The 14,853-nt window shown below is 39.6% G+C and carries 16 protein-coding genes; 10 read left to right on the plus strand and 6 right to left on the minus strand.

From position 1 onward, the window contains the following. Positions 1 to 16 precede the first annotated feature (16 nt). The 4 genes from GBI16_RS01870 (at position 17) to GBI16_RS01885 (ending at position 3,741) form a co-directional block, all read left to right on the plus strand. Entirely contained in the window at positions 17 to 1,207 is a 1,191-nt protein-coding gene (locus GBI16_RS01870; RefSeq protein WP_086210081.1) for a phosphoglycerate kinase, read from the plus strand. 148 nt (positions 1,208 to 1,355) lie between these two features. Continuing rightward, positions 1,356 to 1,631 carry a hypothetical protein gene (locus GBI16_RS01875; RefSeq protein WP_086210080.1) on the plus strand — a complete coding sequence of 92 codons (276 nt, stop codon included), beginning with the start codon at positions 1,356 to 1,358 and terminating at the stop codon, positions 1,629 to 1,631. Between the two features lie 121 nt (positions 1,632 to 1,752). Continuing rightward, complete coding sequence (fba, locus tag GBI16_RS01880; protein WP_086210079.1) at positions 1,753 to 2,790, plus strand: class II fructose-bisphosphate aldolase; 1,038 nt, start codon at positions 1,753 to 1,755, stop codon at positions 2,788 to 2,790. 93 nt (positions 2,791 to 2,883) lie between these two features. After that, entirely contained in the window at positions 2,884 to 3,741 is an 858-nt protein-coding gene (locus GBI16_RS01885; protein ID WP_086210078.1) for a DMT family transporter, read from the plus strand. Here GBI16_RS01885 and GBI16_RS18870 read toward each other — a convergent pair. Together GBI16_RS18870 and nfsB are read right to left on the minus strand one after the other, a co-directional pair. After that, positions 3,701 to 3,934 (minus strand): hypothetical protein, encoded by a 234-nt coding sequence (locus GBI16_RS18870; protein ID WP_086210077.1) that lies wholly within the window; start codon positions 3,932 to 3,934, stop codon positions 3,701 to 3,703. The genes GBI16_RS01885 and GBI16_RS18870 overlap by 41 nt on opposite strands. 123 nt (positions 3,935 to 4,057) lie before the next feature. Beyond that, complete coding sequence (gene nfsB, locus GBI16_RS01895; protein ID WP_086210076.1) at positions 4,058 to 4,711, minus strand: oxygen-insensitive NAD(P)H nitroreductase; 654 nt, start codon at positions 4,709 to 4,711, stop codon at positions 4,058 to 4,060. Positions 4,712 to 5,049: 338 nt separating this feature from the next. On the opposite strand from nfsB, the gene GBI16_RS01900 reads away from it, so the two are divergent. Beyond that, positions 5,050 to 5,571 carry a YbhB/YbcL family Raf kinase inhibitor-like protein gene (locus GBI16_RS01900; RefSeq protein ID WP_228147013.1) on the plus strand — a complete coding sequence of 174 codons (522 nt, stop codon included), beginning with the start codon at positions 5,050 to 5,052 and terminating at the stop codon, positions 5,569 to 5,571. Between the two features lie 138 nt (positions 5,572 to 5,709). Beyond that, complete coding sequence (locus GBI16_RS01905; protein ID WP_086210074.1) at positions 5,710 to 6,519, plus strand: AraC family transcriptional regulator; 810 nt, start codon at positions 5,710 to 5,712, stop codon at positions 6,517 to 6,519. Positions 6,520 to 6,585: 66 nt separating this feature from the next. Here GBI16_RS01905 and GBI16_RS01910 read toward each other — a convergent pair whose 3' ends face one another. Together GBI16_RS01910 and GBI16_RS01915 are read right to left on the minus strand one after the other, a co-directional pair. Beyond that, positions 6,586 to 7,305 carry a UDP-2,3-diacylglucosamine diphosphatase gene (locus tag GBI16_RS01910; protein ID WP_086210239.1) on the minus strand — a complete coding sequence of 240 codons (720 nt, stop codon included), beginning with the start codon at positions 7,303 to 7,305 and terminating at the stop codon, positions 6,586 to 6,588. A gap of 89 nt (positions 7,306 to 7,394) precedes the next feature. Then, a complete protein-coding gene (locus tag GBI16_RS01915) occupies positions 7,395 to 7,904 on the minus strand; it encodes a peptidylprolyl isomerase (RefSeq protein ID WP_086210073.1) in 510 nt (169 codons plus the stop codon). Between the two features lie 233 nt (positions 7,905 to 8,137). On the opposite strand from GBI16_RS01915, the gene GBI16_RS01920 reads away from it, so the two are divergent. From GBI16_RS01920 to GBI16_RS01930, 3 genes are all read left to right on the plus strand, one after another. Beyond that, on the plus strand, positions 8,138 to 9,856 hold the full coding sequence (locus GBI16_RS01920) for a glutamine--tRNA ligase/YqeY domain fusion protein (RefSeq protein ID WP_086210072.1): 1,719 nt from the start codon (positions 8,138 to 8,140) through the stop codon (positions 9,854 to 9,856). Positions 9,857 to 9,964: 108 nt separating this feature from the next. After that, positions 9,965 to 10,876, plus strand: a complete 912-nt coding sequence (locus GBI16_RS01925; RefSeq protein ID WP_086210071.1) for a bestrophin family protein — start codon at positions 9,965 to 9,967, stop codon at positions 10,874 to 10,876. Between the two features lie 114 nt (positions 10,877 to 10,990). After that, entirely contained in the window at positions 10,991 to 11,449 is a 459-nt protein-coding gene (locus tag GBI16_RS01930; protein ID WP_086210070.1) for an SRPBCC domain-containing protein, read from the plus strand. Here the strand turns inward: GBI16_RS01930 and GBI16_RS01935 are convergent. After that, the gene (locus GBI16_RS01935) at positions 11,446 to 11,985 is read right to left on the minus strand and encodes a lecithin retinol acyltransferase family protein (RefSeq protein ID WP_151706410.1); all 540 of its coding nucleotides are present in this window, start codon (positions 11,983 to 11,985) and stop codon (positions 11,446 to 11,448) included. The two genes, GBI16_RS01930 and GBI16_RS01935, sit on opposite strands and share 4 nt — an antisense overlap. A 520-nt stretch (positions 11,986 to 12,505) precedes the next feature. Further along, positions 12,506 to 13,423 carry a LysR family transcriptional regulator gene (locus GBI16_RS01940; RefSeq protein WP_151706411.1) on the minus strand — a complete coding sequence of 306 codons (918 nt, stop codon included), beginning with the start codon at positions 13,421 to 13,423 and terminating at the stop codon, positions 12,506 to 12,508. A 94-nt stretch (positions 13,424 to 13,517) separates the two neighbouring features. Between GBI16_RS01940 and GBI16_RS01945 the strand changes: the two genes are divergently transcribed. Next, positions 13,518 to 14,759, plus strand: coding sequence for an acyl-CoA dehydrogenase family protein (locus tag GBI16_RS01945; protein ID WP_086210067.1), 1,242 nt, complete (start codon positions 13,518 to 13,520; stop codon positions 14,757 to 14,759). Positions 14,760 to 14,853: the final 94 nt, after the last annotated feature.

The raw sequence follows: 14,853 nt of genomic DNA on the forward strand, positions 1-14,853 counted from the left end.
AGAAAGAGAGCTCTACATGAATTTTCAGCGTATGACTGACCTCGATTTAACAGGTAAACGTGTTCTTATTCGCGAAGATTTAAACGTTCCTGTTAAAAATGGTGTGATTACAAGTGATGCGCGTTTACGTGCCGCTTTACCAACAATTAAAGCAGCGTTAGCACAAGGCGCAGCCGTAATGGTTTACTCTCACCTTGGTCGTCCTGTTGAAGGTGAGCCAAAACAAGAACAATCATTAGCACCTGTTGCTGCATATTTGACTGAAGCATTGGGTCAAGACGTTCAATTAGTGACGGACTATCTCGATGGCGTTGACGTTACAGCAGGTCAAGTGGTACTCCTTGAAAACTGCCGCTTTAACGCAGGTGAAAAGAAAAATAACCCAGAACTTGCAGCAAAATATGCGGCGCTTTGTGATGTATTTGTAATGGATGCATTTGGTACAGCACACCGTGCAGAAGCATCAACTGAAGGTGTAGCACGTTTAGCAAAAGTTGCAGCAGCAGGTCCACTCCTTGCAGCTGAACTTGATGCTTTAGGTCGCGCATTACAAACGCCTGAAAAGCCAATGGTTGCGATTGTTGCGGGTTCTAAAGTATCGACTAAGTTGGATGTGTTGACATCACTTTCTGATATTTGCGATCAGTTGATTGTGGGTGGCGGTATTGCTAATACGTTCTTGGCAGCAGCAGGCTTCAATGTCGGTAAATCATTGTGTGAAAATGATTTGATTGACACCGCAAAAGCGATTGCTGCAAAAGTTTCTGTACCGCTTCCAACGGATGTTGTCGTGGCGGATGCTTCTGAAATTGATTTTGCAGACTTCTTGGGTTCATTGGCTGCTGCTAAAGCAGTCGTGAAAAAAGTTGAAGATGTGACTGACAATGACATGATTTTGGATGTCGGCCCAGAAACAGCAAAAGCATTTGCAGACATTCTAAAAACGTCAAAAACGATCTTGTGGAATGGCCCAGTCGGTGTGTTTGAAGTCGATCAATTTGGCGAAGGCACTAAAACTTTATCTTTAGCGATTGCTGAATCGGCTGGCTTCTCGATTGCGGGTGGTGGTGACACTTTAGCTGCTATTGATAAATACGAAGTTGCAGACAAAATTGGTTATATCTCAACTGGTGGTGGTGCTTTCCTTGAGTTTGTCGAAGGCAAAACCCTTCCAGCAGTTGCCGCATTACTAGAACGTGCACAATAAGTATCTTGTTTAAAGTTGTTGTAAAAAAGGTTGACTTAGGTCAACCTTTTTTATGGGCTTAACAAATCTATTCATCATTTAGTCATGAAAATGAAATATTGCTGAAATAAACTACAGGGCATTAAATCATCTGTTCTAGGAAAACATTATGAATTTAAAAATGACTCTTGCTGCACTTTTGTTAGCACCACTAGCTTTGACTGCTTGTAAGAAAAATGAAGCACCAGAACAACCCGTTGCAGCATCTGAAACAGCAGCAGTTGAAGAAGCTGTAACAGCTGAACAACAAGCAGCAATTGATGCGATTGATCAGCCAGTATTAGATGAAAAGAATAAAGATATTCCTGCTGAAGTCGCAAATGCACCAGCCGATGCTGCAACAGCGGATACTGCGGTAGAAGCTTCAGCGGCTCAAGCACATTAATTAGATGTGAAATTTGTAAAAAGTCCCTGCAATTGCGGGGATTTTTTTTAAATAGTGTTATTTGTTGCTGAATTGAAACCTTTGACCATGTAGAATATGTCGCATCAACTGGGAGGACATTATGGCTCTTATTTCATTGCGCCAGCTCTTGGATCACGCCGGCGAACATGCTTACGGCGTACCAGCATTCAACGTAAACAACTTAGAACAAATGCGCGCAATCATGCTTGCAGCAGATGCGACAAATTCACCTGTTATCGTACAAGCATCAGCGGGTGCGCGTAAATATGCAGGTGCTCCATTCTTACGTCATCTTATTTTGGCAGCAATTGAAGAATGGCCACACATTCCAGTGGTAATGCACCAAGACCACGGTACAGATCCAGACGTTTGCCAACGTTCAATTCAATTGGGCTTCTCATCAGTGATGATGGATGGTTCATTGGGTGCAGACGGTAAAACACCAACAACTTATGAATATAATGTTGATGTAACACGTCGTACAGTACAAATGGCGCATGCATGCGGTGTTTCAGTTGAAGGTGAAATCGGTTGTTTAGGTAGCCTTGAAACGGGTATGGCGGGTGAAGAAGATGGTGTGGGTGCTGAAGGTGTACTCGATCATTCTCAACTTCTTACTTCTGTTGAAGAAGCACGTCAGTTCGTTGCAGATACCAATGTCGATGCACTTGCAATTGCAGTCGGTACTTCACATGGTGCGTATAAGTTTACACGTCCACCTACAGGCGATATTTTGGCGATTGACCGTATTAAAGAAATTCATGCGGCGCTTCCAAATACCCACCTTGTTATGCACGGTTCAAGCTCTGTTCCTCAAGAATGGTTAGCGATCATTAACCAGTATGGCGGTGACATCAAAGAAACCTATGGTGTTCCTGTTGAACAACTGGTTGAAGCAATCAAGCACGGTGTTCGTAAGATCAACATTGATACAGACTTGCGTTTAGCATCAACAGGTGCAATGCGTCGTATGATGGCTGAACAACCAAGTGAATTTGACCCACGTAAATTCTTCGCAAAAACTGTAGATGCAATGAAACAAATTTGTGTTGACCGTTATGAAGCATTTGGTACAGCGGGCAATGCTGACAAGATTCGTCCAATTTCTTTAGAGAAAATGGTTGAACATTATAAATAATTCATTTTGAATGATTTATATTGGAAAAGCCCACCTTGATGTGGGCTTTTCTATGTGTGTTTATATTCAAGGCGACAATAATAAGAGTGTGCTATGGAACTGATATTTGCTGCGGCCTGTTGTAGTGTGGTGGTCTCCATTCTTTTAAAATGGGGTAAAAACAAAGGCTTTGATCCAATTCAGATGATCAGCTGGAACTATGCTTCAGCCAGTTTGTTGTGCTATTTCTGGTTTAAACCTGACCTTAGCCACGTTTCTATTTCAAATACGCCTTGGTGGTTAATTGTTGCCCTCGGTGTCTTGTTGCCGAGTGTATTTTTATTTTTAGCCAAGTCTTTGCAATATGCAGGTATTGTCAAAACAGAAATCGCACAACGCTTATCGGTAATTTTGTCCTTATTGGCGGCTTATTTTATTTTTCAAGAACAGTTTAATCAGCTGAAAATTGTTGGGGTAGGGTTAGGTCTTGCTGCCGTGATGTGCATTTTATTTACCAATGCATCGGGTGGCGGAGAGGGGCAAAAGCAGGCTGTATGGTATTTAGCACTTGTTTGGTTTGGTTATGCGCTGATAGACATTTTACTCAAATATACTACAGGCTTAGGTGTCCAATTTTCTGTTGCATTAAACCTGATGTTTATTTGTGCATTTTTATTGTCAGTTAGCTATGTTGCCGTGACCACAAAAAATGTCGGCTTAACCAAAAACGTTGTGGCTGGTTTATGTCTTGGCGTGTTGAACTTTGCCAATATCGCACTGTATGTCAAAGCACATCTGCTACTCAAGGACAGCCCTGCGGTGGTTTTTGCGGGCATGAATATTATGGTGGTACTTTTAGGTGTGCTGAGCGGACTGGTTTTATTTAAAGAAAAGCTGAAGCCCGCAACAGCGATTGGACTTGTATTGGGTATTACCAGTGTAGTTTGTTTAGCTTATGCAATGTCTGTTTAAAAAAATTGCGGACAAAAGACTGAGGGTGTTTGAGTAGATCTTCAAGCACAGCAATACCGAGTAATAAACCTGGTTGCTCACAACTGGGACAGTTAGGGTAATGGGTGTGTATTTTATTTTCATACTGACGTAAATAGATTTTATTGCAACGAGCACACTCAAACTTCATTGGCATATACGGTGTAACTGACATCAGTAACCTCACTATTTTTGTTTTGTTTAGATTGAAATGATTTAGCTTAAAAATAAATAAGCAATTTTCAGACCTAAAATATAAAGAAGGGACTTAGAGTCCCTTCTTTATATATAGCTATCATTACAGCTGCGTGAAAATATCTACGTTGTTTAGTCGAGACTTGGGTAATTTGGCATTAAAGTCGGCATCGCTACGGTAGCCCAATGTGAGTAGTACAGAGGGAATTAGACCTTTCGCGACTAAATCGAGTTCTTCACTAATGATTGACTCATCAAAGCCACCGATCGGTGTTGCATCAATTTTTTCACTAGCGGCTGCTAATAGAATTTGGCCTAAAGCAATAAAGGTTTGGTTTTCCGCCCAACGCTGAATATCGCCTTTTTCATTACGATAATAGTCTACATAACCAGAGCGACTGTCTTTTTGTCCTTGTTTAGCGGCATCGTCTTTAAAACGTCCGTTGAGCTCATCCTGATGAAGTAAATTTTCTAAATGCTGTTCAGAAATGTCGGCTTTAGTACAAAATAAAATGGTATGTGATGAATCTAAAACTTTGGGTGCATTGTATGCATATTTACCCACCAATGCTTTGGCAATTCGCTCTTTGGCGTTTGTATTTTCTGCAATGAAGAAGTGCCAAGGCTGGATGTTAATAGATGATGGCGTTAAGCGGAGAATTTCTAATAATCGAACAAACTGTTCATGAGGGATCTTTCTATTCGGGTCATAAGCTTTAGTTGTATATCGTGTTTTTGCAGTAATCAGAGTGTCCATTAGTCATCAGTCAAATTGAACTTAAAATAATTGTAATAGATAAAATAAGTTTTAGGTCCAATTTCAGCATATTTTTCGCAATGGCTTAGAGTTGTTTTATATCTATAAGTTTTCTCTTGGTCACTGTAAAACGTTAATGGTTGGGATAGCCGTAATCTATCGGGCTTATGGCAATTGATTTAAATTGATTTGTATTTGACACCTAAAAGGATAAAAGTTGCTAGGTTTTGGGATAAGTGACTGGATTTAGATATTTTATACTTTACATATCAAGAGGTATAACAATAGGGTTATCTTATATGCGTCATTTATTTTTTAAGTTATTGATTTCTAGTTGTATGTTGGGTATTGGTGCAACATCTTGGGCCGATGAATTCATACTGAAAAGTACCGATATTTCACAAGATCAATTAATGAGTCAAGCTCAGGAGTTTCAAGGGTTTGGGTGTAATGGTCAAAATCTATCACCACAACTTTCTTGGCATGGCGCGCCAAAAGGAACGGAAGCATTTGCTGTTCTAGCGTATGACCCCGATGCTCCAACGGGGAGTGGGTGGTGGCACTGGCAAATTGTTAATATTCCGAAAGATGTGACTGTATTAACGACAGGGGCAGGTGATCTTAGTCGAAACTTGGCGCCGAAGGGAAGCCTAAGTATTAAAAACGATTATGGTGTAGCAGGCTTTGGCGGTGCATGCCCACCCCAAGGACATGGTGTACATCGTTATCAATTTACAGTTTTTGCTTTATCTAAGAAGTTGGATCTACCTGAAAATGCATCAGGTGCTTTAACAGGGTATATGGTTCGAGCAAATGCTCTGGCTTCCAGCACAATAACTGCTTTATATCAGCGTGATTAATCTATATAGCCAAATACATCTCACACTGTTTCAAGCATTTACTCTGCTTTAGACAGTGTTTTTGGGAAAATTTGAATTTAATATGACTTTATTCACATTAGGTTGTATTTTATCAAAAATTAATATGATTATTGATGTATGCAAGAAGTATTAGGGTTAGTAAAAAAACTCGTAAATGAAAAGAAAAAATTACCTTTTTCGTTGTATTCATCTAAACAAGAGCAACTTATATTGAGTGCTCCGATTATAAAACCGTTAATCATATTTGTACTTTCTGGTGAAAAGCAGCTCGGCTCTAGTGGTGAGATTGTATGCCCACAAGGCTCCTTTGTATTTTTATCGAATAGCCCAAAAATAGATATGAGAAATATTCCAAATGAACATGATGAATATGTTGCAGTGCTTATAGAGTTTGATTATCAGGATTTTGTTCAATTCAAACATGCAGGGGTGAGTCAGAAAAATTATTTTCAAGGGGAAATACACGATATTTTAAAAACAACGTTAATGCAATTGATTGAATGGTCACTCGTCTCCCCACCTGAGACGTGGCACTTTAGAAGGCAGGAAATACTACAGCTACTTTACTGTTTAGGGTATGCAGATGTGGGCGCGATTGCGAGAAATCCTTCTCTTGGGCATCGAATACATGACATTATCAGTCATGATGTGAGTATTGCATGGAATATGAAGCGGGTATCAACGCAACTTGCAATGAGTGAATCGACCTTAAGAAGAAAACTTATTGCCGAAGAAATTGATATTTTATCTTTGATTCGCCAAACCAAACTAGGGTATGGTTTACATTTGATACAAACAACAATGGAACCAATAGGACTAATTGCAGAGCAATGCGGCTATCATTCACAATCAAAATTTACCAGTAAATTTAAACAGTTATTTGGAATTACACCCACCGAACTTAGAAAAACACGGACACATAAGTAATGAATCATTGTAGTACTTTAAGTTAATGGCGACATAGTGTGCTTGGATTAGATGTTTAAAAGATGATTAATACCGCCACGTGTTTAAATACAATGCATGATCATTTTGTGTCGGGTCAATTTCTAAAATCTGAGCAGAATCTTCTTTCCAGTCACCAAGTACAATTCTTTTTTTACTTTCGACATCATGAATATTGGCACGGTGAGTATGTCCATGGATGAGTAAATCGACATTTTTTAGGGCTGTTTGAACCGCGTCTTGATTCACATCCATCACTTCATAGCTTTTCAACTGCTGTGCTTGATGACTTTTTTTACGGAAGCCGTTGGCTAGTTTTTGTCTAAAGCTGAGAGGTGTATTTTTTAATAATTTCAGCAATAGTGGGTTTCGAATAATCTTCCGGAAACGCTGATAAGATATATCGTCCGTGCAGAGTAGGTCACCATGTTCAATACGAATGATACTCCCTGCAATATGAAGTGTCGTGATCTCAGATAAAAGTTCCCCATTGAATTGATCAAGAAATGTTTGTCCAAGAGCAAAATCACGGTTACCTGTTAAGAAGTAGATATGATTGCCTGCATTTGAAAATTGTTGTAGCGCACTTACGATTTCATCTAGCCAAGGAGCTGTGTAGTCGTCGCCAATCCATGCGTTGAACCAATCACCTAAAATATACAGCTGGGTATTCTTGTTTTTATAAGCATCTAATAAATCTAAAAACCCCCGAATGAGTCGAGGGTGATCTGGTGACAAGTGTAAATCGGCGATAAACAGATAGGTCACGGAAGTTTCCATTTTAATTTAATCTCCCTAAATCCCTCTTTAAAAAGAGGGACTTCCTCCCTTTTTTAAAGGGAGGTTAGGAGGGATTTTTATTCAGAAATAATCTTAGCAGATTCAATTACAACGTTTTCTAGTGGAACGTCAGCATGGTAGCCACGGTTGCCAGTACGAACGCCTTTAATTTCGTTTACTACGTCTAGGCCTTCAGTTACTTTACCGAAAACTGCATAACCCCAACCTTGAGCCGTTTTGCCCGAGTGGTTAAGGAACGAGTTGTTACCCACGTTAATAAAGAACTGAGCAGATGCCGAGTGAGGTGCTTGTGTACGTGCCATTGCAATTGTACCAAGGTCATTGGTTAAGCCGTTATCAGCTTCGTTTTCAATTGCATCACGTGTTGCTTTTTCTTTGAAGTTTTCATCCATACCACCACCTTGGATCATGAAGCCGTCGATCACGCGGTGGAAAATTACGCCGTCATAGAAACCGTCACGTACGTATTCTAAGAAGTTAGCAACAGTAATCGGTGCTTTTTCGTTGTTAAGTTCAAGAATAATACGACCTTTATTGGTGTTTAATTCGACTTGAGGAAAACTCATTGTGTAATCTCCTGATCATGGACATCAAAGCCATGGGTTTTTTGGTTGTGAGAAGCATAAGCAAACTGTAAACTACAAGGCAAGTAAAAACGTTATTTTCTTTGTAAAATAGATCAAATATCGTTTAAGGGGCTGTAAAATATTCATAAATTAGCCGATAGATCGGTTAGAATTATGCTGATGTAGCACAGCCTGTTTTTCCTCAATTTTTTCATCAAAGTGATTTTTAAACTATGAAGCCGAATGATGTTGTTTCAACACTGCCAAATAACCCGACACCAAGTAACAATGCCTCTGTCGCAGCGCAGCAAGAACAACAGCCAGGCTTAGACTTTGTGCGCCAAGTGATTACCGAAGATTTGGCCGAAGGACGTACGCAAAAAGTTGTCACACGTTTTCCACCAGAGCCGAATGGTTATTTACATATTGGCCACGTGAAAGCGATTTGCCTAAACTTTGGTATTGCTAACGAATTTGATGGTTCTTGCAACCTCCGTTTTGATGACACCAACCCTGATGCAGAAGAACAAGAATATGTCGATGGGATCGCCAATGACGTTAAGTGGTTAGGTTTTGAATGGAATGGCGAACCACGCTATGCGTCAAGCTATTTCGATCAACTCCATGCATGGGCGATTCAACTGATTAAACAGGGTGATGCTTACGTTGATTTACAGTCACCTGAAGAAATCCGTTTGAACCGCGGTAACTTTATTGAGCCAGGTAAAAACTCGCCTTATCGCGATACTTCAGTTGAAGAAAACCTTGCGCGTTTTGAAAAAATGAACAATGGTGAGTTTGCAGAAGGTGAAGCTGTTCTGCGTGCCAAGATTGATATGGCATCTCCAAATGTGCATATGCGTGACCCTATTTTGTACCGTGTACTCCATTCAGAGCATCACCAAACAGGTGATAAATGGAAAATGTACCCAATGTACGACTATGCGCATCCATTATCAGATGCAATTGAAGGGATTACTCACTCATTGTGTACCCTAGAGTTCCAAGACCACCGTCCGTTTTATGACTGGGTGGTTGAAAAAGTTCACTCGGAAGCAGTACCACGTCAGTATGAGTCGAGTCGATTAAATGTAGACTACACCATTACCTCTAAGCGTAAATTACGTAAATTGGTTGAAGGTGGTTATGTTAATGGCTGGGATGACCCACGTATGCCAACGGTTGTCGGTATGCGACGTCGTGGTTTTACCCCAGAAGGTCTACGTGACTTCTGTAAGCGTGTAGGTGTATCGAAGTCAGATGGTATTGTTGATGTTGCAATGCTTGAATACTGCATCCGTCAGTCTTTGGAAAATACAGCTGCTCGTGGTATGGCAGTATTGAATCCACTCAAAGTCACACTCACAAATTTGCCTAACGATATAGATTTAACTCATTCACGTCATCCAAATGTAGACATGGGTGAGCGTGTGATCCCATTAACATCTGAAATTTATATCGACCGTAAAGACTTTGAAGAAGAACCACCAAAAGGCTTCAAGCGTTTAATTCCGGGTGGTGAAGTTCGTCTACGTCATGCTTATGTGATTAAGTGTGATGAAGTAATTAAAGATGAAAACGGTGAAGTGGTGGAGTTGAAATGTTCAATTGACCCTGAAACTTTAGGTAAAAATCCTGAAGGTCGTAAAGTTAAAGGTGTGATTCATTGGGTATCTGCGACTAAAGGTATTCCAGCTGAAGTCCGTATTTATGATCGTTTATTTAACGAAGCAGCACCTGATGCGGATGATGATTTCCTTGTACATCTCAACCCTGAGTCATTGAAAACTGTACAAGCAGTGATTGAGCCTGCACTTGCACAAGCACAGCCTGAAGAACGTTTCCAGTTTGAACGTGAAGGTTATTTTGTTGCAGATCAGTACGACCATAGCAGTGATAAACCAGTGTTTAACCGTATTTTGGACTTAAAAGATAGTTTTAAGCCGAAATAAGGCTTTTGCTTAAACACTAAATAAAGCTATGCTTTTATGGATGTGAAAATAGATATAAGGCTCAACTTCGGTTGAGCCTTTTCGTAGCGAAATCAAGAGGAATGAACTGTGATTGTTCGAGATAAAACCAATAGTTTTGCATTACTCTTTGCATGGCGTGGCACCATACTCCCCAAGGTTTTTCCTGCACTAATGGTTGGTGTTCTGATTTCAACGCTATTGGTATATTTATCTACACAGCATTTTGTTTCTGTTCCTGCGGTACCAACTATTGGTTTCACCGTGTTTGGTGTGATTCTTTCTATATTTTTAAGTTTTCGAAATACGGCATGTTATGACCGTTGGTGGGAGGGGCGCAAGCTGTGGGGTGCATTGATTGCCAATTCGAGACATATAATTCGTGATAGTTATGTATTAAATGATACAGCGCGTGAAGTTTTAATGTATCGCGTCATGTTATTTAGTCATTTACTCCGTGACCGTTTACGCAAACAAAGCTATGCATTTGAACATTATCGAGAAAAAACACAATTCAAAGATGAAGAGTGGCAAGTGTTAAAGAATCACTCAAATCAACCTCAATACGTATTAGAGCTTGCACAAAAAGATTTGACCGTCCTTTATAAGGAAGGAGAAATTAGCGACATTATTTACAGTGGTTTACGCCAGCATACAGTTGCAATGGGAGATATTCATGCAGGTTGCGATCGTATTTCATCGACGCCATTACCATTCTCTTATTCTGTTCTATTACATCGCGCCGTGTATTCTTTCTGCGTGATTTTGCCCTTTAGCCTAAGTTCCAGTTTAGGTTTCTGGTCACCTGTGATCGTGGCATTAATTGCTTATCTTGTTTTAGGTTTAGATGCGTTAAGTGCAGAGTTAGAAGAACCTTTTGGGCTTCAGGAAAACGATTTGGCTTTGGATGCAATTGTTCGTGGAATAGAACGTGAAATGCTCAGCTCTCTCAAACATCCTCTACCTCCCGAAATGAGTCCACATAAAGCGAATCTGCGTTAACTAAAACAAATACTCAAGAGAAGATCGGCATCATCTAAGCCATAACAATTCTTCGATATTCTTGGTTCATTAAGATGTGCTATCACTAAGCTTAAAAATGATTAGGATATAAAAATGACTACAGTAATTGAAACCCAAATGTTGATTCGGCGTTCTGTGAATATTGTGTTTAATGCTTTCGTTGACCCACTCATTACCACTAAATTTTGGTTCAGTCAGTCATCGGGTTATATTGAAAAAGGGGCTGTTGTGGATTGGACATGGGATAAATACCAAATTACGCACTCTATTCATGTATTACAAGTCGTTGAGCATGAACTTATTAGTATTGAATGGGGAGCACCTAGAACCAAAGTTGACTTCGTATTTGAGCAAATCGACAGTATGAATACCTATGTCATGATTCGAAACTATGACATTGAGCTTCAGGGCAATGAGTTGATGCATTACGTGATGGATGCTACGGGTGGTTTTACGACCGTGCTTGATGGTGCGAAAGCTTGGTTAGAGTATGATATTCAACTCAATTTGGTTGAAGATAAGTTTCCGCCATTTCAACTTCGTTCGCGTTAGTGATTTTTTTTAGAGCGTTGTTCTTTAAACTCAAGATAGTTACCAATCTGCCGTTTGGCTTTATCACGTAATTTTTTCTTGATATAGAGTACCAAAGCAAAACAGGTCGTGGTGAGCGTTAACATGAGGCTGTTCATAAAGCTCATTACAGAACTGACGTAACCAATAGTCGTCAGTCGGTTCATCATCTTAATGACTTGTGGGCTGCTTTCAACGCCCGTAATGGCCCAGGTACACAAGTGTTCACAGTTGTTAATAATAAGATGATAGTTGTTTTCATGCATACGTGACCGCATTCGTCGCACAACCTTACGGCCCTTATACTTTGGGTTTTGGTATTGATTAACAATAATTTTACGTCCATGACTGAAATTTTCAATCGAGGTCATTTCAATGGGGTGCTTTCTAAAAAGATGAGCAAAACCTGAATAATGAATCACACGCCCACGCCCAGCATAGATGCCGTGATGCGTATAGCCAAAATGCTTGACTATGAGATGAGCTCCCAAAGGATAGTGTGGTTTTTGTTGTTGCATACCTATATGTGCTAATTCATTACAGTTGTCTTTTATCTCTATTTTAAAGCTTCTGCTTAGAATAAGCGACTATTTAGTAGGATTAGCTTTGATCTGAGTTTACGATTCTGTTATTCAATAAAGCGAATTAGCATCAAATTTAAAGTCATGTTTTCATTAGATATGCAGTCTGGAAAGCAAAGCAGAAAGCTTATAATTTAAGATAATTTTTATAAAAAACAAAATCCTGATGTGTATGCTTTGATTTCAACCAAAGCTTAATATGCATATTTCATCGCCTACTTTTACATCTATCTACATTCACAACTACATCATCCATACGGTCTAACCATGAACACTGACATGGTGATTTAGGATACAGATACAATTTTTTGTCACTGCCTCGATAATGAATAAACTAAACCAATGGATGATAGTTTTGTTAATCAAGGTACAAAAAATCTTTCTATTAAGCATCTATATACGGGTTAGGTTGACTCCATAAAATAGCCTAAGCAAAAAAAATATAATAACAAATAGCCTAAGCAAAAATTTTAAAAATTTCAGATTTCAAAAAAAGATGTCTTTTATTCTCAGACAAATTCTTATGCCAATAAATACCAATATTCATTTTCGGCAGTTCAATAGGTACATCATAAATATTGAGAGATGGAGAGATATTGAGATGAGTCAGAATATTTTTAGGAATCGTTAAAATTGCATTGGGGTATTGCTCTAAAATTTGCAATGCAGTGGAATAGTGTTGACAGCGTAAAAAGACTTGCCGAGATAGTTGTTTCCGATTTAAATAAATGTCTTCAACCAAAATGCCAGTGCGCCGCGAAGACACACCAATATGTGGGGCAGCCAAGTAAGTATTCGCATCAATCTGTTTAAGTAGTGTACATGCGACAAATTGGTCCTTAACTAAGCTATTAAATTGAATTCTTTCACCAAAATTTTGCTCTAAGTCAATCACAAAATCAATTTGCTGAGAAACCAAATCAGCATCGACTGTTTTGCGGTCGAGTTTGCTACTTACGAATTGAATACTTAAGCCAAGTTTCTGAAAGTGAGCAACTAACTTTGGGAAAATAATAGGTTCGATTTCATCATGAATGGCAATTTTTAAGCTGTTTACCATGTTTGGATCAAAGCTTTGCTGCTGAATAGAGATACTTTGAATTGCAATTAGAGCACTTTTAATGATGGGATAACTTTGCTCGGCAAAAGGGGTTGGAAGCATTTGGCTGCCCGAACGAACGAACAAATCATCTTTTAAATGCCCCCGTAAGCGTTGCAAGGCATGGCTTGCCGCAGATTGTGTAATCGACAAGATCTGCGCTGCTTTTGAAATACTTTTTTGCTCATAAATGGCAATAAAAAGTGGGTATAAATTAATATCAATACGATGAAAAAGTCCCATGTCGATAGGGGACTTACTATGAATATTAGTCATGTTTGTCTATAAAATAAAATCATTTTGTTCATATTAGTTTTCAGGTTATGTTGATGTAAAGCGAAAATATCAAAATATATCGAAGGAAGTCGTCATGTTTGAACTATCGGCACGTGCTCAAGATTATGTACAACGTACTAAACAATTTATTCAAAATGAAATTGAACCTATTGAAACCGAGTTCTGGCATGAAGTACATGAGCTCAATCAAGGTGGGGACTGGACTAAATGGCAGTGGCCTGTACAACTTGAAGTGCTAAAAGCAAAAGCAAAAGCTGCTGGGTTATGGAATATGTTTTTGCCGTGTCCAGAGTTGGGCCAAGGTCTATCCGTACAAGAGTATGCTCACATTGCAGAACTCACAGGTCGGAGTCTTCTTGCGCCGACCGTATTTAACTGTAATGCACCTGACAGTGGCAATATGGAGGTATTATGGCGTTATGGTTCAGAAGAGCAAAAGCAACAATGGTTGACTCAACTCCTAGATGGAAAAATTCGCTCTGTTTTCTGTATGACAGAACCTGCTGTTGCTTCATCTGATGCGACCAATATGCAAGCAACAGCTGTGATCGAAGGCGATGAAATTGTTTTAAATGGACGTAAATGGTGGTCTTCAGGCTTAGGTGACCCAAATGCCAAAATTATTATTTTTATGGCGCATACACCCGATGAAACCAAAGATCGCCACCATCAACATTCGATGGTTCTAGTGCCTGTTGAAACTGCTGGAGTCAAAATAGAACGGATGTTACCAGTCTTTGGTGACTATGATGCTCCACATGGTCACGGCGAAATTAGCTTTAATAATGTTCGTGTACCTGTTTCTAACTTTATTGGTGGCGCAGGTCAAGGTTTTGAGATTGCGCAAGGTCGTTTAGGGCCTGGACGTATTCATCACTGCATGCGTTGTATTGGGGCTGCGGAAAAATCTTTAGAGTTAATGATTGACCGTGGGATGAGTCGTACTGCATTTGGCAAAGAAATTTTAAAACTAGGTGGGAACCTAGAGCGTGTGGCAGATGCGCGTGTTGCGATTGATCAAGCACGTTTATTAACCTTGTATGCTGCGTATAAAATGGATACTTTAGGGAATATGGCGGCATTAACAGAAATCTCTGCCATCAAAGTGGTTGCACCAAGTGTGCTTGAAAAAGTGGTCGATATGGCCATTCAAATTCACGGCGGTGCAGGAGTATCACGAGATACACCTTTGACTGGCTTCTTTGCTCAAGCTCGTTCACTGCGTTTGGCAGATGGACCAGATGAAGTGCATAAAGGCATGATTGCCAAATTAGAGTTAGCAAAACGTGGACATAGTACACGTCGTAAAAAATAAGAGTGGGATAGATCATCTATTTGGTTCGCAGTTTAAAAAGAATAGATGATCTTCTAAACCGTGAAGAAAAGATTGATAGTTTGGGAAAAAGAAA

The organism is Acinetobacter sp. TUM15064 (assembly GCF_008980265.1).
GTDB lineage: Bacteria > Pseudomonadota > Gammaproteobacteria > Pseudomonadales > Moraxellaceae > Acinetobacter.

Bases quoted from the DNA above. Each gene is read 5' to 3' on its own strand.
- GBI16_RS01870 (WP_086210081.1), top strand. From the start codon at position 17: ATGAATTTTCAGCGTATGACTGACCTCGATTTAACAGGTAAACGTGTT.
- GBI16_RS01875 (WP_086210080.1), top strand. From the start codon at position 1,356: ATGAATTTAAAAATGACTCTTGCTGCACTTTTGTTAGCACCACTAGCT.
- fba (WP_086210079.1), top strand. From the start codon at position 1,753: ATGGCTCTTATTTCATTGCGCCAGCTCTTGGATCACGCCGGCGAACAT.
- GBI16_RS01885 (WP_086210078.1), top strand. From the start codon at position 2,884: ATGGAACTGATATTTGCTGCGGCCTGTTGTAGTGTGGTGGTCTCCATT.
- GBI16_RS18870 (WP_086210077.1), bottom strand. From the start codon at position 3,934: ATGTCAGTTACACCGTATATGCCAATGAAGTTTGAGTGTGCTCGTTGC.
- nfsB (WP_086210076.1), bottom strand. From the start codon at position 4,711: ATGGACACTCTGATTACTGCAAAAACACGATATACAACTAAAGCTTAT.
- GBI16_RS01900 (WP_228147013.1), top strand. From the start codon at position 5,050: ATGTTGGGTATTGGTGCAACATCTTGGGCCGATGAATTCATACTGAAA.
- GBI16_RS01905 (WP_086210074.1), top strand. From the start codon at position 5,710: ATGCAAGAAGTATTAGGGTTAGTAAAAAAACTCGTAAATGAAAAGAAA.
- GBI16_RS01915 (WP_086210073.1), bottom strand. From the start codon at position 7,904: ATGAGTTTTCCTCAAGTCGAATTAAACACCAATAAAGGTCGTATTATT.
- GBI16_RS01920 (WP_086210072.1), top strand. From the start codon at position 8,138: ATGAAGCCGAATGATGTTGTTTCAACACTGCCAAATAACCCGACACCA.
- GBI16_RS01930 (WP_086210070.1), top strand. From the start codon at position 10,991: ATGACTACAGTAATTGAAACCCAAATGTTGATTCGGCGTTCTGTGAAT.
- GBI16_RS01935 (WP_151706410.1), bottom strand. From the start codon at position 11,985: ATGCAACAACAAAAACCACACTATCCTTTGGGAGCTCATCTCATAGTC.
- GBI16_RS01940 (WP_151706411.1), bottom strand. From the start codon at position 13,423: ATGACTAATATTCATAGTAAGTCCCCTATCGACATGGGACTTTTTCAT.
- GBI16_RS01945 (WP_086210067.1), top strand. From the start codon at position 13,518: ATGTTTGAACTATCGGCACGTGCTCAAGATTATGTACAACGTACTAAA.